Origin of the sequence: Rhodanobacter thiooxydans, assembly GCF_030291135.1 — a bacterium.
In the GTDB taxonomy this organism is placed as follows: domain Bacteria; phylum Pseudomonadota; class Gammaproteobacteria; order Xanthomonadales; family Rhodanobacteraceae; genus Rhodanobacter; species Rhodanobacter thiooxydans_A.
In genome coordinates, this window is record NZ_CP127409.1 from 2257890 (window position 1) to 2276741 (window position 18852).

Consider the following 18852-nt stretch of genomic DNA (forward strand, 5'->3'; position numbering starts at 1 on the left):
TCCCGAAAAACAAACGGGCGCCTTGCGGCGCCCGAACGTTTCCGATGAGCTGGAGCTTACTTGTCGCCGACCACGATCACCTTGACGGTGGTGTGGACGTCGGCATGCAGGTGCAGCGCCACGTCGTACTCGCCGGTGTTGCGCAGCGGACCCTCGCCCAGGATCACCTCGCCCTTGTGCACGGCGTGACCGACAGCGGCCAGGGCTTCGGCGATATCGCGCGGGCCGACCGAGCCGAACAGCTTGCCTTCCGCACTGGCGTGCGCGGAGATGGTGACCGACGCATCAGCCAGCTTGACCTTGCGTGCCTCGGCATCGGCCAGCGCCGTGTTGGCCTTCGCCTCGTACTCGGCGCGACGCCGCTCGAACGCAGCCAGATTGGCGGCGTTGACGCGCACGGCCTTGCCCTGCGGCAGGAGGAAATTGCGGCCATAGCCGGGCTTCACGACGACCTTGTCGCCGAGCGTGCCCAGACCGCGGACTTTCTGCAGAAGAATGAGTTCCATGATGCTTCCTTTTCGTTAGCGCCGGTGTGGCCCGACGCAGCCAGAGGACGGTTGTCCGAAGGTTTTAGCTGAAAAGCCAAGCCCGGCCTTGGCCGGGCGAGACACTGACCGCAGCACGGGGCCGCGGCCAGTCACGATCAGACGTCGTGGTTGTCGGTGTACGGCAGCAGCGACAGGAAGCGCGCGCGCTTGATCGCGGTCGCCAACTGGCGCTGGTAGCGCGCCTTGGTGCCAGTGATGCGGCTCGGCACGATCTTGCCGTTCTCGGTGACGTACTGGCGCAGGGTGTTGAGATCCTTGTAGTCGATCTCCTTCACGTCTTCGGCAGTGAAGCGGCAGAACTTGCGGCGGCGGAAAAACTTGGACATGGCTGTGCTCCTGATCAGTCGTCGCTGTCGCGATCGTTGTCGCGGTCGTCACGACCGCCGCGGCCTTCGCCATCACCCTCGTCGTCGCGACGACGGGTGGACTTGGCATCATCCTTTTCCTTCGACTTCAGGATGAAGGACGGCTCGGTGTCGGCTTCGTCACGACGGACCACCAGATGGCGCAGCACCGCGTCGTTGAAGCGGAAGCCCGACTCCAGCTCGTTCAGCGCACTCTGGCTGACTTCGATGTTGAGCAGCACGTAGTGTGCCTTGGCCAGGTTGACGATCGGGTACGCCAGCTGACGGCGGCCCCAGTCTTCCAGACGGTGGATCTTGCCGCCGTCGGTCTCGATCAGCGCCTTGTAGCGCTCGAGCATCGCGGGGACCTGCTCGCTCTGGTCCGGATGGACCATGAACACAACTTCGTAATGACGCAGGGTCATTGTGGGTTGACTCCTTGTGGATGCGGCCTTGCGGCCTCGCAGCCTCCCGCCGATGCGGTGAGGCAAGTGTCCTGTCGGCCCCGGTTGGTGCGGACAGAAGCGGAATTGTACGGCGCCGGCGAAGGTCGGCGCAAGTCATTGATGAAACAGGGGCCCGGCAAGGCGGGCGACGGCCTCCCGGGCCTGCCTCGGGATCGCCCTTCCCGCCTGCCAGCGAATGCCCTGCCGGCCCAGCTCAGCTGACCGTGAAACTCTCGCCACAGCCGCAGGCGCCGGTGGCGTTCGGGTTGTGGAACACGAAGCTGGCATTCAGGCCCTGCCGCTGGAAGTCGATCACGGTGCCGTCGACCAGCGCGAGGCTCTTGTCATCGACGATCAATGGCAAACCGTCCACCTCGACCACCCGATCGCCCTCACCCATCACCTCGGCCAGGTCCACCACATAGGCGAAGCCGGAGCAGCCGGTGCGCTTGACGCCGAAGCGCACGCCGGCGGCGGTCGGGGTGGACGCCAGGAAGTGGCGCATGCGCTCGTTGGCGGCGGAAGTGATGGTGATGCTCATGACGGCAGATCGAACCTCGGAGATGACCCGGAAAGTCGCAGCACGGGCGGCAGCTACATTATCATGATGGTTTGCTCCCATGCGCTGGCGCGCAGGGAACACTCATCCATTACACGTCCAGATGCGGCGTGGCAGCAGGAGTTTCAACCGATGGCCGTGGTCAGTCCGACGCTATGCAGCGTGAAGCAGGCTCTTTCCGGCAAGCTCGACGCCGGCAGCACGGTGACGGTACGTGGCTGGGTGCGCACGCGCCGCGATTCCAAGGCCGGCCTGTCCTTCGTCAACGTCACCGACGGCTCCTGCTTCGATCCGATCCAGGCCGTGGTACCAGCCACCCTGGGCAACTACGAAAGCGAAGTGAAGCACCTCACCGCCGGTGCCGGTGTGGTCGTCAGCGGCACCCTGGTGGCCTCGCAGGGCAAGGGCCAGGCGTTCGAGATCCAGGCGAACGAGGTGATCGTCACCGGCCTGGTCGACGACCCGGAAACCTACCCGATCCAGCCCAAGCAGCACTCGATGGAATTCCTGCGCGAGGTCGCCCACCTGCGCCCGCGCACCAACCTGTTCGGCGCGATCACCCGGGTGCGCCACACCATGATGACGGCGATCCACCGCCATCTCACCGAACAGGGTTTCTTCTGGATCAACACCCCGATCATCACCACCTCCGACGCCGAGGGCGCGGGCGACATGTTCCGCCTGTCCACGCTGGACCTGGCCAACCTGCCGCGCCTGCCCGACGGCAAGATCGACTTCCGCAAGGATTTCTTCGGCCGCGAGGCGTTCCTCACCGTGTCCGGCCAGCTCAACGTCGAGGCGTACGCGCTGGCGATGAGCAAGGTCTACACCTTCGGCCCGACCTTCCGCGCCGAGAACTCCAACACGCCACGCCACCTGGCCGAGTTCTGGATGGTCGAGCCGGAGATTGCGTTCGCCGACCTGGCCGCCGATGCGGACTGTGCCGAAGCGTTCCTCAAGGCGATCTTCAAGGCCGTGCTGGACGAACGCCCCGACGACATGGCGTTCTTTGCCGAACGCGTGCAACCGGACGCGATCACCCGCATGGAGGCGTTCATCGCCAAGCCCTTTGAGCGCATCGACTACACCGACGCGATCGAGATCCTGAAGAAGTCCGGTGAGAAGTTCGAATACCCGGTGGCCTGGGGCATCGACCTGCAGACCGAGCACGAACGCTACCTGGCCGAGAAACATATCGGCCGCCCGGTGGTCGTGATGAACTACCCCGAGGCGATCAAGGCGTTCTACATGCGTCTGAACGATGACGAGAAGACCGTTGCGGCGATGGACGTGCTGGCGCCGGGCATCGGCGAGATCATCGGTGGCAGCCAGCGCGAGGAGCGGCTGGACTACCTCGACCGCCGCATGGTCCAGTTCGGCCTCGACCCTGCCGCCTATGGCTGGTACCGCGACCTGCGCCGTTATGGCACGGTGCCGCATGCCGGCTTCGGCCTCGGCTTCGAACGGCTGCTGGTCTACATCTGCGGCCTGTCCAACATCCGCGACGCCATCCCCTATCCCCGTGCCGCCGGAACGGCCGAATTCTGAGCAATCCAACTGCCATGTCGCTTCGACTCCCTGTCATCGCCGCCGTACTGGCCTTCGCCGCCCTGCTGGGCGGCTGCCATAACGCCAAGGCCTTGCTGCCGCCGAACCTGCGCCCGCCGTCGGAAAACACCGGCGACGCGCTGAAGCTCGCCCAGTTGCAGCTGATGCAGGCCTCGCCGTGCTGCAGCAGCTTCGCCGACTTCTCCTATCGCAGCATGCTGCCGTGGCAACCGGAGAAGTTCGTACTGGGCAGCGGCAGCATGGTCGCCAACCTCAACGGCACGCAAAGCTACTTCCTCGCCTTCCGCCTGCCGACCGGCGTGAAACTGCCGTACAAGGTCGCCATGAAGTCGGAATTGAACGGTCGCTGGCTGCACGCCAGCTACCTGTTCGCGCCTACCATCGTGCTGCTGGACGAGGGTTTCCAGCCGATCCGTTCCGAGGATATCGGGCTGTGTGAGCACATGGGCTGGGGTGACGAGACCACCGGTGCCTTCGGCAGCCTGAGCATCGACAGCGCACAGGCGCACTACCTGCTGGTCTACAGCTCGGCCGAACAACAGTCGGGCAAGACCTACTGGGAGCAGTCGCCAGCCTCGTTCTCCAGCTCCAGCGCAGCATCCCTGAAGATGAATTCCGCCGGCAGCTTCAGCATCCCGCACGGCCCGGACGGCACACTGTGGGTCGGCATGATGAACAAGACCTACGAGAAGGCGCTCGGCAACGCGATCTGCAAGAAGGCCGCGAAGGGCGATGGCGTGCTGAACACCCTGCGCACCGCACTGCCGCTGCCCTGGAGCAGCGGTAACGGTGGCAAGACCGGCCACAGCCCGCCATGATCGCCCTCTATCTTGCGCTGCTGGCGAGCGGCGTCAGCCTGTTCGTGCTGTCGTACGTGGCGCCGTTCCGGGTTGCCGCGCTGCTGCGCAGCCGTTATCCGCAACATTGGCAGACCATCGCCACAGCCGCGCAAGGCCGGCTTTCCGGATTCCGCATCTGGGTCAGCATGCAGCAGGTGCTGCGCTCTCCAGCGCTACCTGCACTGGGCGATCCGGCGATCGACCGCTGGCGTCTGGTCTGGCGTTACAGCCAGTGGCTGGGCTGGCTGTGCTGGCTCGCCGCGCTGGCGATGCGGCTGTGGCTGCACTGAGGGAACAAGCATGCAACTGGATCTGGGTGGACGTCACGCGCTGGTCTGCGGCGCCTCGCAAGGCATCGGCCGCGCCTGCGCGATCGAGCTGGCCGAGCTTGGCGCCAGCGTCACCCTGCTGGCGCGCTCGGCCGACAAGCTCAGGGACGTCGCCGAAAGCCTGCCACGCATGCATTCCGGGCAGCGGCACGACTGGCGCTGCGTCGACATGCTGGACACCGCCGGCCTGCGGGCAACCGCGGCCGGGATCGCCGCCGATGCTGCAGTACACATCCTGATCAATAACACCGGCGGCCCGCCGGGCGGCCCCGCCTACAGCGCGGAACCGGAAGCGTACGAAACGGCGTTCCGCCAGCATCTGCTGGCCGGCCAGGTCCTGCTGCAGGCGCTGCTTCCCGGCATGCGCGCCAGCGGCTACGGTCGCCTCGTCAACGTGATCTCCACCTCGGTGAAGGAGCCGATCGCCGGCTTGGGCGTATCCAATACCGTGCGCGCCGCCGTCGCCGGCTGGGCCAAGACCCTGTCCGCCGAACTGGCCGCCGACGGCATCACCGTCAACAACGTGCTGCCGGGCTACACCCGCACCCAGCGCCTCGACGGGTTGCTCGCCGCGCAGGCCGCCGCCAGCGGACGCAACGAGGACGCGATCGCCCAGGCCATGCTCGCCTCGGTGCCGGCCCGCCGCTTCGGCGAAGCCGGCGAAGTGGCCGCAGTGATCGCGTTCCTGTGCACGCCCGCCGCCGCCTACGTCAACGGCGTCAGCATCGCGGTGGATGGCGGCCGCACCCGCGCGTTGAGCTGAGCCGCTCGTCCCGCACCTGCCGCATACGCCGGCGTCCGGTGCAATTGCGGCACGCTGGTTTTAAGCTTGCACGGATGCCTACCCCGCGCCTAGCCAACCTGATCGACGGCCACCTGCTGGCGCCGCAACACGATGCATGGCTGGAAGTGCACGAGCCGGCCACCGGCCGGGTGTTCACTCATTGCCCCGACTCCGATGCAACGGATGTCGCCGCCGCGGTCGCTGCCGCCCACCGCGCCACGCCCGGCTGGGCCGGCACGCCGATCGAGCAACGCGCACGCCTGCTGCAGCGACTGGCCGACCTGGTCGAGGCGCGACTGGAGGAGTTCGCGGCACTGGAATCGCGCGACAGCGGCAAGCCGCTGGGTCTCGCGCGCCGGCTCGACATCCCGCGTGCGGTCAGCAACCTGCGTTACTTCGCCGCCGCGATCCTCGGCTGGGGCAGCGAGTCGCACGCGATGGAAGCCGGCGCCACCGGCACCGGCGCGATCAACTACACCTTGCGTCAGCCACTCGGCGTGGTCGGCTGCATCAGCCCGTGGAACCTGCCGCTGTACCTGTTCACCTGGAAGATCGCGCCCGCCCTGGCCGCCGGCAACACGGTGGTGGCCAAGCCGTCGGAAGTGACGCCGTGCACCGCCGCCTTGCTCGGCGAATTGAGCATCGAGGCAGGCTTTCCGCCCGGCGTGCTGAACATCGTGCAGGGCCGCGGCCCCGACGTGGGCCAGGCGATCGTGGAGCATCCCGAGGTCAAGGCGATCTCCTTCACCGGCAGCACCGCCACCGGCGCGCGCATCGCCAGCACGGCTGCGGCACAGTTCAAGAAAGTCTCGCTGGAGATGGGCGGCAAGAATCCGGCGATCGTGTTCGCCGACGCCGATCTTTCCGACGCGAACCTGGACACCATCGTGCGCTCGGGCTTCGCCAACCAGGGCGAAATCTGCCTGTGCGGTTCGCGCCTGCTGGTGCAGCGCTCGATCTACGAAACCTTTCGCGAACGCTACCTGGCGCGCGTGCAGGCGCTGCGCGTGGGCGACCCGCACGACGCCAGCAGCGATCTCGGCGCGATGGTCTCGCAGACGCACTACGCCAAGGTGCTCGGCTGCATCGAACAGGCCCGCGCCGAGGGTGGCCACGTGCTGTGCGGCGGCGAAGCGATCCAGTTGACCGGCCGCTGCGCCAAGGGCTGGTTCATCGCGCCGACCGTGATCGAAGGGTTGCCGTCCGCGGCGCAGACCAACCAGCAGGAAATTTTCGGGCCGGTAGTCTGCCTGATTCCGTTCGAGGACGAAGCAGAGGCACTGGCGATCGCCAACGACAGCCGCTACGGACTGGCCGCCTCGCTGTGGACGCAGGACCTCGCCCGCGCGCACCGGCTCGCCGGCCGGCTCGAATTCGGCATCGTGTGGATCAATTGCTGGCTGCTGCGCGACCTGCGCACGCCGTTCGGCGGCGTCAAGCAGTCCGGGCTCGGCCGCGAAGGCGGCAACGAGGCGCTGCACTTCTTCACCGAGCCAAAAAACATCTGCATCGCCTACGCCCCTACACCGTAGCGCGCTGCGCCGCTTGCCCATCCGAGGACCTGGAATTTCGATGAACTCACTGAAAGATCTGCTTGCCAACAACCGGCGCTGGGCTGCCCAAGTCACTGCGCAGGACCCGACCTTTTTCGAGCAACTCTCGCAGCAGCAGGCGCCGCGCTACCTGTGGATCGGCTGCTCGGATTCGCGCGTGCCGGCCACCCAGATCGTCGACCTGCCGCCGGGCGAGATCTTCGTGCATCGCAACGTCGCCAACGTGGTGGTGCACACCGACCTCAACGCGCTCAGCACCATCCAGTTCGCGGTCGACGTGCTGCAGGTGAAGCACATCCTGGTAGTGGGCCATTACGGCTGCGGCGGCGTCGGCGCGGTGCTGAAGGAAAGCCGCCTGGGCCTGATCGACAACTGGCTGCGGCACATCACCGACATCGCCATGAAGCACGCCGACAAGCTCGATCCGGCACAGTCGTTCGCGATGCGCCACGCCCACCTGTGCGAACTGAACGCGCTGGAGCAGGCGCTCAACGTGTGCCACACCACGGTGGTGCGCGAGGCGTGGGAGCGCGGCCAGCAGCTGGCCGTGCACGCATGGATCTACGGGCTGGACGATGGCCACATCCACGACCTGGGCCTGGACGTGCGCAGCCGCGAGCAATTGCCCGAGGCCTACCACCAGGCGATAACCCAGCTCACCCGTCGCTGGGAAGGCGCGGAGTGAGCAGCGACAGCATCCGCACTGACACCGCCCCCGCGCCGGTCGGCGCCTATCCGCACGCGCGACGTGTCGGCAACCTGCTGTTCCTGTCCGGCGTGGGCCCGCGCCAGCCCGGCAGCAACGCGATCCCCGGCAACGTGCATGACGTGGATGGGCGACTGGTCGGCTACGACATCGAGGCGCAATGCCGGCAGGTGTTTGCCAACGTGCGCGCGGTGCTCGAAGCCAGCGGCGCACACTGGGAGGACCTGGTCGACGTCACCGTGTTCCTCACCGACATGCAGCGCGACTTCGCCACCTACAACCGCCTCTACGCCGAACACTTCGCAGGCGTCGACGCCTGCCGCACCACGCTGGGCATCAGCGCGCTGCCCACGCCGATCGCGATCGAGCTGAAGTGCATCGCGGCTTGGCCGACGTCGTCGCGCTGAGTCCCTGGAGCGGCGCGCAGACAAAAAACGCGCACATGAAAAACCCCGCCGGACTGTGTCCGGCGGGGCCTCGATCCACTACGACACGATCAACCCGCCGTCGACGCCGCCGCCGGCGCTGCTTCTGCAGCAGCCGCCTTCTTGTGGCTCTTGTGATGATGGGACTTGTGGTGCGACTTGTGGTGCATGGTTGTCTTCGGCGCAGTGTCCGCCGCCGCCGCGGGAGCCGCAGCCGGGGCTGCCTGCGCCGCAGGAGCGGCCGCCTGCGATGCAGGGGCAGCCTGGGCCAACACGGAACCGGAAAGCACAACGCCAGCCACAAGCAGGGAAGCGATCAGAAGTTTACGCATCATGATGTCGAGCCTCGGACGATTAAGGTATCGCGAACCCGGCCGGAACCCGGCAACTCGGGTGGCGCGACAAACCGACGATGCGACGGTAAAGGCATACCAAAGCTGAACGGAACGCGCGGCTTCCTGCCCGATGCACGCAGCGGATCTTGACTTTCACCGCATCCGATCGAAATCGCATTTACTTGCGATCAGGCCAGGCAGACCTCCAGCATCCGGCCGATCAGCTCCTGTACCGCAGGTGCTTGCGCCTCGTCGTACGCGAAGCTTTCCTCGTCCATGTAATTGAGCTGCGCCAGTTCCAGTTGTATCGCCTGCACGCCGGTCGCGGGCGTGCCGTAATGACGCGTGATGTAGCCGCCCTTGAAGCGGCCGTTGACGGCGAAGCTGAAACGCGACTGCGACTCCAGGCAAGCCTGCAAGCGGGCCTGCAGCGCCGGGGTGCAGCTTGCCCCAGCCGCCGTGCCGAGATTGAAATCCGGCAGCCGCCCCTCGAACAGCATGGGCACCCAGCTGCGGATCGAATGCCCCTCCCACAACACCGCCTGGCCATGCTCCGCACACAGCCGCGCAAGTTCCTGCGCGATGGCCTCGTGGTAGGGCCGCCAGGCATCGTTTATCCGCCGTTGGATTTCGGCTTCATCCGGCTGATGGCCATCCCGGTACAGGGGCTTCCCATCGAAGCCGATCAGTGGCACCAGGCCGGTCTCGCGCTGCCCCGGATACAGCGCATGGCCATCGGCGGGGCGGTTCAGGTCGATGACATAGCGCGACGCCGCCGGCTTCAGCACGCTGGCGCCCAGCGCCCGGGCCAGCGGCTCGTACAGCCGGGCCACGTGCCAGTCGGTGTCCGGCGCGCGGCGCGCGGCCGGATGCATCCGTGCGGCGATGCCATCAGGGATGAAACTGCCATCGTGCGGCAGGCTGATCAACAGCGGCGCACGGCCGCGCTGCAAGGTGAACGTGGTCATCGGCACATTGTAGCCAGTCCATCGACCCACTCCTTTCGTCGGGCGCGGGCGGAGCTTGCCTGCCGCGGTCTGCGCAGGCACGCTAGCCATGAATCATCCAGGGGATTGTGCATGCCGGCCAGAGTGCTTTTCCGAGTGATTTCCGTGGCGCTTTGCATGGCCGCGCCCCTGGCCTCGTCGGCGCTGGCGCAGGATTTCAGCCCTGCCGCCATCGAGATGTTCCATGCGCTGCGGCAGCAGCCCAACGACCTGGCCCGCTATGTCTTCCTGGTCAAGACCGTGCAGGAGCTTCCCGCCGCCGACCGGCCGCTCGGGATGCAGATGTTCGCCTCGGTCGAGAACGAACTGGGCCTTTACAACGAGGCGCTGCGCGACTTCCCGTTGAAGAGCCACGTGGCCGTGGACATGACCATCCCCACGGCGACACAGTGGAAAGCCGCCGATGCCGTCGACGTCATCGCCCGACAGGCTGCCGACCGCCGCATCGCGCTGATCAACGAGGCGCACCACGACGCCCACACCCGGCAGCTCACGCTGGCCCTGCTGCCTCGCCTGCGCGCGCTCGGATTCGACCATTTCGCGGCCGAGGCGTTGCTCGACAAGGATGCCAGCCTGATGAGCCGGGGTTATCCGATCACGACCAGCGGCAGCGAATACCTGCACGAACCCTCGTACGGCGAGATCGTGCGCACGGCGATCAAGCTGGGCTTCAAGGTCGTGTCCTACGACGTGGGCAGCCGCACCTCGCAGGAACGTGAAACCGGACAGGCCAGGAACCTGTATCGGAAAGTATTCGCCAGGACCCCTGACGCGCGGCTGTTCGTGCACGCCGGCTATGCGCACATCGACAAGGCCAGGGGACGCCTGGGCAACGCCGCGCCGATGGCCATGCAATTGCAGCAGCTGACCGGCATCGAGCCGCTGTCGATCGATCAGACCCAGTTCCGCGAACAGATCCCCGGCGAACCGGACGCCTACACGAAGCTGGTCAGGAGCTTTCCTGCCAGGGGCCCCTTCGTCCTGCTGGATCGCGCCACCGGCAAGCCATGGAGCGCCCATCCGGAGCAGTACGACATCAACGTGTTGCTGCCACCCGCCGCCGGCCAGCGCGCCGTCGAGAGTGGTTATACCCAGCCATCGACAATCGTGCACGACACGGTCCGGAACCAGTCCATGCTGGCCCATTCCGTCAACACGCAACGCCCGGAATGGCTCACCCTGCACGACGAGCGCCGCCCGTACACGATCAGCACGACACTGTGCCGGGTCACCTCGCCTTGTGTCGTCGACGCCCACTACCTTGACGAAGGCGAGAACGCCATCGCCGCCGATCGCTACGCCTTCATGCAGGGCGACACCACGAGCAAGCTGTATCTGCGGCCCGGCCGTTATCGTTTGCGCGCATGGGACATTCGCGGCAAAACCCTCTCCGAGCAGGTCATCACGGTCAACCCGCGTTAGAGCCTGAGCATGCTCTCCGGCTGCCCCGCGTCGCGATCGCACGGCTTGCGTGGAACCCCGGGGAAATCTAGTCTGGATCCGGGTAACGCATCGCATGGGAAAGATGATGCCTCAGCGCCTGTCTGTCGCCACATGGATCCTGCTGACGCTCGCCGCTGTTTGCGCCGCAGCCCACGCCGCGCAGAAAAGGCCGCCGTCGGACCTGTTTGATGAATTGCAGCCGTTGACCGGGGAACTGGCCCGGTACAACTACCTCATCGCGGCAATGCCCCGCTTGACCGGCAACGAGCGGATGCTCGCCCAGCAGCTGCTGGCATTCTGCGAAAACGAACTGGGGCTCTACAGCGAGGCGGTTCGCGATTTCCCGCTGCGCAACGACCTGCCAGAAGAACTGACTCCCCCGCGAGCCGACACTTGGCAGGCGGTGGACGGAGTCGACGCCATCGTCGCGCTGGCCCACAACCGGCGCATCGTGATGGTGAACGAGGCTCACCACGACGGACATACCCGCGAACTGACCCTGATGCTGCTCCCCCGCCTGCGTGCGGAAGGCTTCACGTACTTCGCCGCCGAAGCCCTCGACAGGCGGGATGTATCACTCACGAAACGCGGCTACCCGGTAGCCACCAGTGGCAGCGAATATCTCCATGAACCGCTGTATGGCGACATCGTGCGCGAAGCCATCCGGCTGGGCTACGTCATCGTGCCCTATGAAGCGGAGGACGCCACGCCGCAGGGGCGCGAGAACGGCCAGGCCCGAAACCTGTACGAGCAGGTCTTCGCCCGGGATCCCAAGGCGAAGCTTTTCGTGCATGCCGGCTACGCGCATGTCGACAAGCAGCGTGGCCGGATCGGCTCGACCAGACCGATGGCGATGCAATTGAGCAAGCTCAGCGGCATCGATCCCCTGTCGATCGACCAGACCGACGTCCGTGAAGAAAACCCCAGCAGCGAGGCCCTGGCGTATCACTCTTTCAGTCACGCCCTGCAGAAATTCGAGACGTTCACGCAAATGGCTCGGCGACGACCGGACCCGAAAGGCCCCGGTGACCTGCCTGCTCGCCCGGTGACCGATGTCTATGCCCGGATCGTCGCCACGTTCCACCCCAGCGGACCGATCGCGCTGCTGCGCATCGACAACCACGCGCCATGGAGCGCCAGGCCCGGCGTATACGACCTCAACATCATCCTCCCGCCGGCCAACCCGGCTCCTTCCGACTACACGCAAGGCCCGCTCTGGCTGTCCCCAAACGGCAAGAGGCTCGCCGTGCTGCCGCCCGCCAACGGCGGTCATCGGCCCAACTGGCTCGCCCTCGATGGCCAGCGTATCGCCGTGCCCATCGACAGCGAAGCCTGCGCGAAGAAATTTCCGTGCCTGGTCGAGGCGCACTACGCCAATGAGTCCGCCGATGCCATTGCTGCCGATCGGTATCTGTTCCTGCAGGACGCGAAGAACGTGCTCTACCTGCGCCCGGGCGCCTACCGGCTGCGCAGCATCGGTGCCGATAGGCAGGCCATGAGCGAACACGCCATCCAGGTCGGAGGCCACTGACCGGCCCACTCGACGGTGCCGGTCAGGTCAAGCCTGAATTCCCTGCCCGGCAGGATCGATCCGGACAAACCCAGAAACCGAATTCAAAATGCTTAAGAATCAATTGATTTGCATGTGAATTATTGAATTGATAACCTCACCGCGTCGCCCGTCGAGGTTGTCTCGTGAGTCTGCAGCCCGCCGCTCCATCCGCCAGCTCGACCGCGCCCCCGCATCGCGCCCGGTTGATGTTGCCGATGCTTGTGGTGGTCATGCTGGCCGCCTGCTCCGGCAATCCGCACCGTCCCCAGTCCACTTACAAATCGTCCCGCTCCGCCCTGGCCGACCTGCCGCCGCGCGCGCCCTCGGCGGCCAGTGCCAGCGAGGCGAACGACATCCTGTTCCGCGCGATCGGCCTGGTCGGCACGCCGTATCGCTGGGGCGGCAACACGCCCGCCGGCGGCTTCGACTGCAGCGGCCTGGTCGACTACATCTACCGCACCGCCGCCGGCATCAGGCTGCCGCGCACCTCGCACGACATGGCCTCGATGGATGCCCGCAAGGTGCGCAGGATGACCCAGCTGGCCAGCGGCGACCTGGTGTTCTTCGACATTGGCGGCGCGATCAGCCACGTCGGCGTCTACGTCGGCAAGGGCCGCTTCGTGCACGCGCCGAACAGCGGCGGCACGGTGCGCCTGGACGATATCGACGGGCCGTACTGGGGCAACCATTTCGCCTATGGGAAGCGGGTGCTGGATTGAGCGTATTGAGTGGATGCAGAGAGGCCGGGCTTGAGGGAAGCCGGAGCCACCCTTCTCTCCCACACACAGGGATTCCCTGGCGGTCACAACTCTCCCTGAAAGAGGAGAGGGCAAACGAAAAACGGCGCCCGAAGACGCCGTTCTTGCTTTGACTCTTTATACGCTACTCAGTGCTCCGCACTGCCTGGCGCGTGAGCGTGGCCGTGGGCGATCTCTTCCTCGGTGGCGTCGCGCACTTCGCCGAGGACCACGTCGAAGTGCAGCGTCTTGCCCGCCATCGGGTGGTTCAGGTCCACGTCGATCGCGCTCATGCCGACCTTGTGCACGGTCACCGCGCGCTGGCCGCCCTGCTTCAGCTGCAGCACGGTGGTCATGCCCGGCTTGAGCCGGTTGGCCTGCGGGAAGTACTTCTTCGACATGCGCTGGATCTGGCCTTCCTGGCGCTCGCCGTAACCCTCGGCCGGCGCCACGTCCACGCTCAGCGTTTCGCCGGCCTCGTGGCCTTCCAGCGCCGTTTCCAGACCCGGGATCAGCTGGCCGTGGCCGAGCAGGATCCACAGCTGCTCGTCGCGATCGTGCGAGCTCTCAACCTTTTCGCCATCCACCGTCAGCGTGTAGTGGATTGCGATGACCTTGTCCTTGCCAGCCTTCATTGCCTGTCTCGTCGATGGGATCAAACGGGGGATTCTAGCAGTAGCCCGGCGCGTCAGGACTCGCGATGGCCAAAGCCCACGCCGCGCGCCTCCGGCCCCAGCCACAGCAGCAAGGCCAGCAACAGCGCCACCAGCGCCATCCACAGCGCCATCGCGAAGGCGAAATCGCCACCATGCCGCTGCGCCAGCCAGGTCTGCGCGGTGGCGGTGACCGCCGCCAGCAGGTTGCCCATCTGGTAGGCGAACCCGGGCAAGGTGCCGCGCACCGCGGCCGGCGACAACTCGTTCAGATGGCTCGGCACCACGCCCCAGGCGCCCTGCACCATCACCTGGATCAGGAAGGCGCCCAGGCCCAGCAGGATCAGCGAGCCGCCGTACATCCACAGCGGAATCACCGGGATCGCCAGCAGCGCGGCGATCATCATCGCCTTGCGCCGGCCGATCCGCTCCGACAAGGCGCCGAAATACAGGCCGCCCGCCAGCGCGCCGAGATTGAGCAGCGCCACCAGCACGAAGGCCGTGGTCGAGCCGGTGGGCAGGTGCAGGTTCACCTCCTCGAAGGTGTGGTACATGTCCTGCGAGCCGTGGCTGAACATGTTGAACGCCATCATCAGCAGCATCAGGTAGATGGCCAGCTTCCAGTGTCCGCGCATGGCCTCGAACAGGCCCGGCCGCTGCGCTGCCTGCGCGCCTTCCTGCCAGACCGCCGACTCCGGCACCTTGCGCCGGATGTACAGCACCAGCAGCGCCGGGATCGCGCCGACCACGAACAGGCCGCGCCAGCCGATGTGGTCGACCAGCAGCCAGTTGGCCAGCGCGGCGAGGAAAAAGCCGCACGGATAACCGCTCTGCAGCAGGCCCGACACCGCGCCACGGGCCTTCGCCGGTATCGACTCCATCGCCAGCGACGCGCCGATGCCCCATTCGCCGCCCATCGCCACGCCGAACAGGAAACGCAGCACCAGCAACGCGGTCAGCGACGAGGCGAAGGCTGTGGCGAATTCGAACAACGAGAACAGGACCACGTCCAGCATCAGGATCGGCCGCCGCCCGAAGCGATCGGCCAGCCGCCCGAACAGCAGCGCACCCAGCGGCCGCGCCGCCAGGGTCAGGAACAGCGCGTAGGTGACCTGCGCCGTACCCACCTCGAACTCCTTCGCCACCGTGACGATGACGAAGGTCAGCAGGAAATAATCGAACGCATCCAGTGTCCAGCCCAGGAAACTCGCCAGCACCGTGTGCCGCTGGGTGGTATCGAGTTCACGCAAGGGTGCAAGCAGCGACATCGGCCTCTCCTCGAACGGGACGTCGCGCACAGGGTGCGCCGGCGACGATGGTACCCGAGCACCCGATGGCCTAGGCTGCCACCATTGCCGAAAAACCGGGATCCGGATGGACCGCCGCAGCCGCCAGCGCATCGCCCGTCTGTACGACAACCACCTGCAGCGCGGCTACGTCAGGTGCAAGCTGGCCCGCGACCCGGTCTATGCGGCTGCGGCCGCGCTGGTTGCCGACACGACGCTGCCCCTGCTGGACATCGGCTGCGGCATCGGCCTGCTCGGCTTGTATCTGCACACGCTCGGCCAGGCCCGACCCTACCTCGGCGTGGATCACGACGCGCGCAAGATCGCCGCCGGGCAACAGGCCGTGCAGCGCGCCGGACTCGGTGCGCTGATGAGCCTGCGGCATGCCGACGTGGCCGAGCTGCCGCCGACGCACGGCCACGTCGCGCTGCTCGACGTGCTGCACTACCTGCCCGCCGAACGCCAGCCCATCCTGCTGCGGGAAGCCGCCCGGCACCTGGCGCCCGATGGCTGCCTGATCATCCGCAACGTGCTGCGCGAGCCGAACTGGCGCTTCCATGCCACCCGCGTCGAGGAGTTCTTCCTGCGCACCTCCGGCTGGATTCCCGGCGGCGCGCAGCACTATCCGGGCGCCGGCGAAGTACGCGCGCCACTGGAAGACGCCGGGCTCGAGGTGCACATCGAACCGCTGCGCGGGCGCACGCCGTTCAACAGTTACCTGATCGTGGCGCGGCCGCATCGCTGAGGCGGCCACGGCATGCCGTTCAGCCTGATCGCACGCGGCGATGACGAATCGGCTATACTCGACAGCGCACCCGTTGCCACGGGTGCTGCGACGCACCGTCGCCCCCTTCCCCTTAGTCTGCAACACGGTATGAACACTCCGGGTTGCTCAGGAGTGTTCCATGTCTTTTGATTCGCTGGGCCTTGCGCCCGCGTTGCTGCGTGCGCTTGCCGATTACGGCTACACCCAGCCCACCCCGATCCAGGCCGCCGCGATCCCGCCCGCACTGGAAGGCCACGACCTGCTCGCCGCTGCCCAGACCGGCACCGGCAAGACCGCCGCGTTCGCGCTGCCGCTGCTGCAGAAGCTGTCGACCAGCGGCCAGACCATGACCCGCCGCCCGCGCGCACTGATCCTCACCCCGACCCGTGAGCTGGCCGCGCAGATCCACGAGAACATGCGCGACTACGGCAAGCACATCCAGGTCAGCGCCACCACCATCTTCGGCGGCGTCGGCATGGGCCCGCAGATCAACGCACTGCGCCGCGGCGTGGATATCGTCATCGCCACCCCCGGCCGCCTGATCGACCACATGCAGCAACGCACGCTGGACCTGTCCGCGGTGGAGACGCTGGTGCTGGACGAAGCCGACCGCATGCTCGACATGGGCTTCCTGCCGGCGCTGAAGCGCATCCTGCAGTCGGTGCCGAAGAAGCGCCAGACCCTGCTGTTCTCGGCCACCTTCGCGCCGGCGATCAAGACGCTGGCGATGGACTTCATGCACAACCCGCGCGAGATCTCGGTCTCGGCGCCGAACACCGTCACCACCCTGGTCAGCCATCAGGTGCATCCGGTCGACGCCTCGCGCAAGCGCGACCTGCTGCTGCACGTGCTGTCGGCCGACAGCCGCCGCCAGAGCCTGGTGTTCAGCCGAACCAAGCACGGCGCCGACAAACTGGTCACCTTCCTGAATGCGTCCGGTCTGCGCAGCGCGGCGATCCACGGCAACAAGAGCCAGAACGCGCGCACCCGCGCCCTCGCCGACTTCAAATCCGGCCGCGTCACCGTGCTGGTCGCCACCGACATCGCCGCCCGCGGCATTGACATCGAGCAGCTGCCGATCGTGATCAACTTCGACCTGCCGTCGGTCGCCGAGGATTACGTGCACCGCATCGGCCGCACCGGCCGTGCCGGCATGGAAGGCCTCGCGCTGTCCCTGGTCAGCCATGACGAAAGCGGTCTGCTGCACGACATCCGCAAGCTGCTGAAGCAGGACATCGCGATCACGCCGGTGGCCGGCTACGAGCCGTCCACGCCGCTGCGGCTGGATGCCGGGGCACCGCGCCCGAAGCAGGGCGGTGGCGGCCAGCGCCAGCAGCAGCGCGCACCGCGTCAGGGCAAGCCCGCCGGCGCGGCGCGACCCAATGGCTATGCGCCGCAGGGTCGCGGCGAACACGCTGCCGGCAACCAGCGCCGCCGCTCGAGCCATCGTCCGGCCGCCAAGGCCTGAGCGATTGCTTGAATGACACCGGATGTGGCGGCCCTCAGGCCGCCACATTCGTATGGGGTCGGAGTGACGCGATCCGGAACGTTCAGTCGTCGCGACGGATCTTCGCCGTGAGCACGTGGTCTTCCCACTGCCCGGCAATCCGCAAATACTCCCGCGCATAACCTTCACGCTCGAAGCCGAGCCGTTCCAGCAATCGCGCGCTGCGTTCGTTGCGCGGCAGATAGTTCGCCATCACGCGATGCAGGCCCAGTTCGCCGAATGCCCATGCCAGCCCGGCTTCCAGCGCCTCGTACATCAGTCCCCGGCCCTGTTGGCCGGCACCGATGCCGTAACCGAGCAGGCACGCCTGGAACGGCCCGCGCACCACGTTGGACAGGGTGACGCTGGCGAGGATCTCCTCCTCGTCCGCGCCGAACACCGCGAACGGATAGCCGCGATCCAGACGCGCAGCCTCCTGTCCGTCCGCGATCGCCTGCGCGCAATGTTCCAGCGTGTAGTAACTGTCGTCACGCAAGGGTTCCCACGGTGCCAGGTGGGCGCGATTGTCCACGCGAAAACGCAGCAGCTTCACGGCGTCGGAAGGCTCGGGCAAGCGGATGCAGCTACGCGCGGTTTGCAGCACGGCTGGGATGCTCACAACACCCCCAATGCCTTGGCGTGATGGCGCAGGTGGTCGTCGATGAAGCTGGTGATGAACCAGTAACTGTGGTCGTAGCCGGCATGCCGGCGCAGCAGCAGCGGCTGCCCTGCCTCGGCGCAGGCCTGGTCGAACAGTTCGGGTTTCAGCTGGGCTTCGAGGAAGGGGTCGGCCTCGCCCTGGTCGATCAGGATCGTGCCGCCGAAGGTCTGCCGTCGCACCAGCTCGCAGGCGTCGTAGTCGGCCCAGGCCGCCGGGTCGTCGCCGAGATAGCGCGGCAGCGCCTTCCTGCCCCATGGCACCTCGCTGGGCGCCACGATCGGCGCGAACGCGGACACCGAGCGGTAGCGCGACGGGTATGTCAGGGCGAGGGTCAACGCGCCATGGCCACCCATCGAGTGGCCGCAGATGCCGCTGAGCGCCGGGTCCACTGCAAACCGTGCGGCGATCAGCGCAGGCAGTTCGTCCGCCACGTAGCTGCGCATGCGGAAATGCGCCGACCACGGCGCCGCCGTGGCATCGACGTAGAAACCCGCGCCCTCGCCGAACTCCCAGTCGCCGGTGGCGCCGTCGATGCCGGTGCCGCGCGGGCTGGTGTCGGGCATCACCAGCACCAGGCCCAGCTCGGCGGCCAACCGCTGCGCGCCCGCCTTGATCGTGGCGGTTTCCTCGGTACAGGTCAGCCCGGCCAGGAAATACAGCACCGGACACAACTGCCGGGCGGCCTGCGGCGGCTGGTAGACGGCAAAGCGCATGGGGCCGGCGCAGGCATCCGAGTGGTGGCGGTAAACGCCCTGGACGCCGCCGTGCAGGCGCTGTTCGGAGATTGTTTCGAGCATGCCCATCGTGGTCTTCGATCCGCTGGC

At 66.8% G+C, this 18852-nt stretch carries 22 protein-coding genes; 12 read left to right on the top strand and 10 right to left on the bottom strand.

Annotated features, from left to right (window positions below):
- Positions 1–56: 56 nt before the first annotated feature.
- The 4 genes from rplI to QQA13_RS10380 all read right to left on the bottom strand — a co-directional run bounded on the left by rplI (position 57) and on the right by QQA13_RS10380 (position 1879).
- The gene (rplI, locus tag QQA13_RS10365) at positions 57–506 is read right to left on the bottom strand and encodes a 50S ribosomal protein L9 (RefSeq protein WP_108472506.1); all 450 of its coding nucleotides are present in this window, start codon (positions 504–506) and stop codon (positions 57–59) included.
- 137 nt (positions 507–643) lie between these two features.
- The gene (gene rpsR, locus QQA13_RS10370) at positions 644–874 is read right to left on the bottom strand and encodes a 30S ribosomal protein S18 (protein ID WP_007081973.1); all 231 of its coding nucleotides are present in this window, start codon (positions 872–874) and stop codon (positions 644–646) included.
- 14 nt (positions 875–888) lie between these two features.
- Positions 889–1317 carry a 30S ribosomal protein S6 gene (rpsF, locus tag QQA13_RS10375; RefSeq protein WP_108472505.1) on the bottom strand — a complete coding sequence of 143 codons (429 nt, stop codon included), beginning with the start codon at positions 1315–1317 and terminating at the stop codon, positions 889–891.
- Between the two features lie 235 nt (positions 1318–1552).
- On the bottom strand, positions 1553–1879 hold the full coding sequence (locus tag QQA13_RS10380) for a HesB/IscA family protein (RefSeq protein WP_108472504.1): 327 nt from the start codon (positions 1877–1879) through the stop codon (positions 1553–1555).
- A 150-nt stretch (positions 1880–2029) separates the two neighbouring features.
- Here QQA13_RS10380 and asnS point away from each other — a divergent pair, with 150 nt between their 5' ends.
- The 7 genes from asnS (at position 2030) to QQA13_RS10415 (ending at position 8084) form a co-directional block, all read left to right on the top strand.
- Positions 2030–3445 (top strand): asparagine--tRNA ligase, encoded by a 1416-nt coding sequence (asnS, locus tag QQA13_RS10385; protein WP_108472503.1) that lies wholly within the window; start codon positions 2030–2032, stop codon positions 3443–3445.
- Positions 3446–3459: 14 nt separating this feature from the next.
- Positions 3460–4284, top strand: coding sequence for a MalM family protein (locus QQA13_RS10390; protein ID WP_108472502.1), 825 nt, complete (start codon positions 3460–3462; stop codon positions 4282–4284).
- Positions 4281–4595: a hypothetical protein gene (locus tag QQA13_RS10395; RefSeq protein ID WP_108472501.1), complete on the top strand. Its 315-nt coding sequence runs from the start codon at positions 4281–4283 to the stop codon at positions 4593–4595. Before QQA13_RS10390 ends, QQA13_RS10395 begins: the two co-directional genes overlap by 4 nt.
- A 10-nt stretch (positions 4596–4605) precedes the next feature.
- A complete protein-coding gene (locus QQA13_RS10400) occupies positions 4606–5397 on the top strand; it encodes an SDR family oxidoreductase (protein WP_108472500.1) in 792 nt (263 codons plus the stop codon).
- A gap of 74 nt (positions 5398–5471) precedes the next feature.
- On the top strand, positions 5472–6950 hold the full coding sequence (locus QQA13_RS10405; RefSeq protein WP_199909864.1) for an aldehyde dehydrogenase: 1479 nt from the start codon (positions 5472–5474) through the stop codon (positions 6948–6950).
- Between the two features lie 40 nt (positions 6951–6990).
- Complete coding sequence (can, locus tag QQA13_RS10410; protein WP_108472499.1) at positions 6991–7656, top strand: carbonate dehydratase; 666 nt, start codon at positions 6991–6993, stop codon at positions 7654–7656.
- On the top strand, positions 7653–8084 hold the full coding sequence (locus tag QQA13_RS10415; protein WP_108472498.1) for a RidA family protein: 432 nt from the start codon (positions 7653–7655) through the stop codon (positions 8082–8084). The genes can and QQA13_RS10415 overlap by 4 nt, the downstream gene beginning before the upstream one ends.
- Before the next feature lie 89 nt (positions 8085–8173).
- On the opposite strand, the gene QQA13_RS10420 is transcribed toward QQA13_RS10415, so the two are convergent.
- Together QQA13_RS10420 and hutG are read right to left on the bottom strand one after the other, a co-directional pair.
- Positions 8174–8437 (bottom strand): hypothetical protein, encoded by a 264-nt coding sequence (locus QQA13_RS10420; RefSeq protein ID WP_199909863.1) that lies wholly within the window; start codon positions 8435–8437, stop codon positions 8174–8176.
- A 188-nt stretch (positions 8438–8625) separates the two neighbouring features.
- On the bottom strand, positions 8626–9405 hold the full coding sequence (gene hutG, locus QQA13_RS10425; protein ID WP_108472497.1) for an N-formylglutamate deformylase: 780 nt from the start codon (positions 9403–9405) through the stop codon (positions 8626–8628).
- Positions 9406–9561: 156 nt separating this feature from the next.
- Between hutG and QQA13_RS10430 the strand changes: the two genes are divergently transcribed.
- The 3 genes from QQA13_RS10430 to QQA13_RS10440 all read left to right on the top strand — a co-directional run bounded on the left by QQA13_RS10430 (position 9562) and on the right by QQA13_RS10440 (position 13158).
- A complete protein-coding gene (locus QQA13_RS10430) occupies positions 9562–10866 on the top strand; it encodes a hypothetical protein (RefSeq protein ID WP_234411367.1) in 1305 nt (434 codons plus the stop codon).
- Positions 10867–10972: 106 nt separating this feature from the next.
- On the top strand, positions 10973–12418 hold the full coding sequence (locus QQA13_RS10435) for a hypothetical protein (protein WP_108472636.1): 1446 nt from the start codon (positions 10973–10975) through the stop codon (positions 12416–12418).
- A 227-nt stretch (positions 12419–12645) separates the two neighbouring features.
- Positions 12646–13158 carry a C40 family peptidase gene (locus tag QQA13_RS10440; RefSeq protein WP_108472495.1) on the top strand — a complete coding sequence of 171 codons (513 nt, stop codon included), beginning with the start codon at positions 12646–12648 and terminating at the stop codon, positions 13156–13158.
- A gap of 167 nt (positions 13159–13325) precedes the next feature.
- Here the strand turns inward: QQA13_RS10440 and QQA13_RS10445 are convergent, their stop codons facing one another.
- Positions 13326–13811, bottom strand: coding sequence for an FKBP-type peptidyl-prolyl cis-trans isomerase (locus QQA13_RS10445; protein WP_108472494.1), 486 nt, complete (start codon positions 13809–13811; stop codon positions 13326–13328).
- A 53-nt stretch (positions 13812–13864) separates the two neighbouring features.
- Positions 13865–15097: an MFS transporter gene (locus QQA13_RS10450; RefSeq protein ID WP_108472493.1), complete on the bottom strand. Its 1233-nt coding sequence runs from the start codon at positions 15095–15097 to the stop codon at positions 13865–13867.
- A 106-nt stretch (positions 15098–15203) separates the two neighbouring features.
- Between QQA13_RS10450 and QQA13_RS10455 the strand changes: the two genes are divergently transcribed.
- Positions 15204–15860, top strand: coding sequence for a class I SAM-dependent methyltransferase (locus QQA13_RS10455; protein WP_108472492.1), 657 nt, complete (start codon positions 15204–15206; stop codon positions 15858–15860).
- A gap of 160 nt (positions 15861–16020) precedes the next feature.
- Entirely contained in the window at positions 16021–17349 is a 1329-nt protein-coding gene (locus tag QQA13_RS10460) for a DEAD/DEAH box helicase (RefSeq protein WP_108472491.1), read from the top strand.
- An 82-nt stretch (positions 17350–17431) separates the two neighbouring features.
- On the opposite strand, the gene QQA13_RS10465 is transcribed toward QQA13_RS10460, so the two are convergent.
- Together QQA13_RS10465 and fghA are read right to left on the bottom strand one after the other, a co-directional pair.
- A complete protein-coding gene (locus tag QQA13_RS10465) occupies positions 17432–17986 on the bottom strand; it encodes a GNAT family N-acetyltransferase (RefSeq protein ID WP_159082211.1) in 555 nt (184 codons plus the stop codon).
- Complete coding sequence (gene fghA / locus QQA13_RS10470) at positions 17983–18831, bottom strand: S-formylglutathione hydrolase (RefSeq protein ID WP_159082210.1); 849 nt, start codon at positions 18829–18831, stop codon at positions 17983–17985. The genes QQA13_RS10465 and fghA overlap by 4 nt, the downstream gene beginning before the upstream one ends.
- Between the last annotated feature and the right edge of the window lie 21 nt (positions 18832–18852).

Bases quoted from the DNA above. Each gene is read 5' to 3' on its own strand.
- rplI (WP_108472506.1), bottom strand. From the start codon at position 506: ATGGAACTCATTCTTCTGCAGAAAGTCCGCGGTCTGGGCACGCTCGGC.
- rpsR (WP_007081973.1), bottom strand. From the start codon at position 874: ATGTCCAAGTTTTTCCGCCGCCGCAAGTTCTGCCGCTTCACTGCCGAA.
- rpsF (WP_108472505.1), bottom strand. From the start codon at position 1,317: ATGACCCTGCGTCATTACGAAGTTGTGTTCATGGTCCATCCGGACCAG.
- QQA13_RS10380 (WP_108472504.1), bottom strand. From the start codon at position 1,879: ATGAGCATCACCATCACTTCCGCCGCCAACGAGCGCATGCGCCACTTC.
- asnS (WP_108472503.1), top strand. From the start codon at position 2,030: ATGGCCGTGGTCAGTCCGACGCTATGCAGCGTGAAGCAGGCTCTTTCC.
- QQA13_RS10390 (WP_108472502.1), top strand. From the start codon at position 3,460: ATGTCGCTTCGACTCCCTGTCATCGCCGCCGTACTGGCCTTCGCCGCC.
- QQA13_RS10395 (WP_108472501.1), top strand. From the start codon at position 4,281: ATGATCGCCCTCTATCTTGCGCTGCTGGCGAGCGGCGTCAGCCTGTTC.
- QQA13_RS10400 (WP_108472500.1), top strand. From the start codon at position 4,606: ATGCAACTGGATCTGGGTGGACGTCACGCGCTGGTCTGCGGCGCCTCG.
- QQA13_RS10405 (WP_199909864.1), top strand. From the start codon at position 5,472: ATGCCTACCCCGCGCCTAGCCAACCTGATCGACGGCCACCTGCTGGCG.
- can (WP_108472499.1), top strand. From the start codon at position 6,991: ATGAACTCACTGAAAGATCTGCTTGCCAACAACCGGCGCTGGGCTGCC.
- QQA13_RS10420 (WP_199909863.1), bottom strand. From the start codon at position 8,437: ATGATGCGTAAACTTCTGATCGCTTCCCTGCTTGTGGCTGGCGTTGTG.
- hutG (WP_108472497.1), bottom strand. From the start codon at position 9,405: ATGACCACGTTCACCTTGCAGCGCGGCCGTGCGCCGCTGTTGATCAGC.
- QQA13_RS10430 (WP_234411367.1), top strand. From the start codon at position 9,562: ATGGCCGCGCCCCTGGCCTCGTCGGCGCTGGCGCAGGATTTCAGCCCT.
- QQA13_RS10435 (WP_108472636.1), top strand. From the start codon at position 10,973: ATGCCTCAGCGCCTGTCTGTCGCCACATGGATCCTGCTGACGCTCGCC.
- QQA13_RS10440 (WP_108472495.1), top strand. From the start codon at position 12,646: ATGTTGCCGATGCTTGTGGTGGTCATGCTGGCCGCCTGCTCCGGCAAT.
- QQA13_RS10445 (WP_108472494.1), bottom strand. From the start codon at position 13,811: ATGAAGGCTGGCAAGGACAAGGTCATCGCAATCCACTACACGCTGACG.
- QQA13_RS10450 (WP_108472493.1), bottom strand. From the start codon at position 15,097: ATGTCGCTGCTTGCACCCTTGCGTGAACTCGATACCACCCAGCGGCAC.
- QQA13_RS10455 (WP_108472492.1), top strand. From the start codon at position 15,204: ATGGACCGCCGCAGCCGCCAGCGCATCGCCCGTCTGTACGACAACCAC.
- QQA13_RS10460 (WP_108472491.1), top strand. From the start codon at position 16,021: ATGTCTTTTGATTCGCTGGGCCTTGCGCCCGCGTTGCTGCGTGCGCTT.
- fghA (WP_159082210.1), bottom strand. From the start codon at position 18,831: ATGGGCATGCTCGAAACAATCTCCGAACAGCGCCTGCACGGCGGCGTC.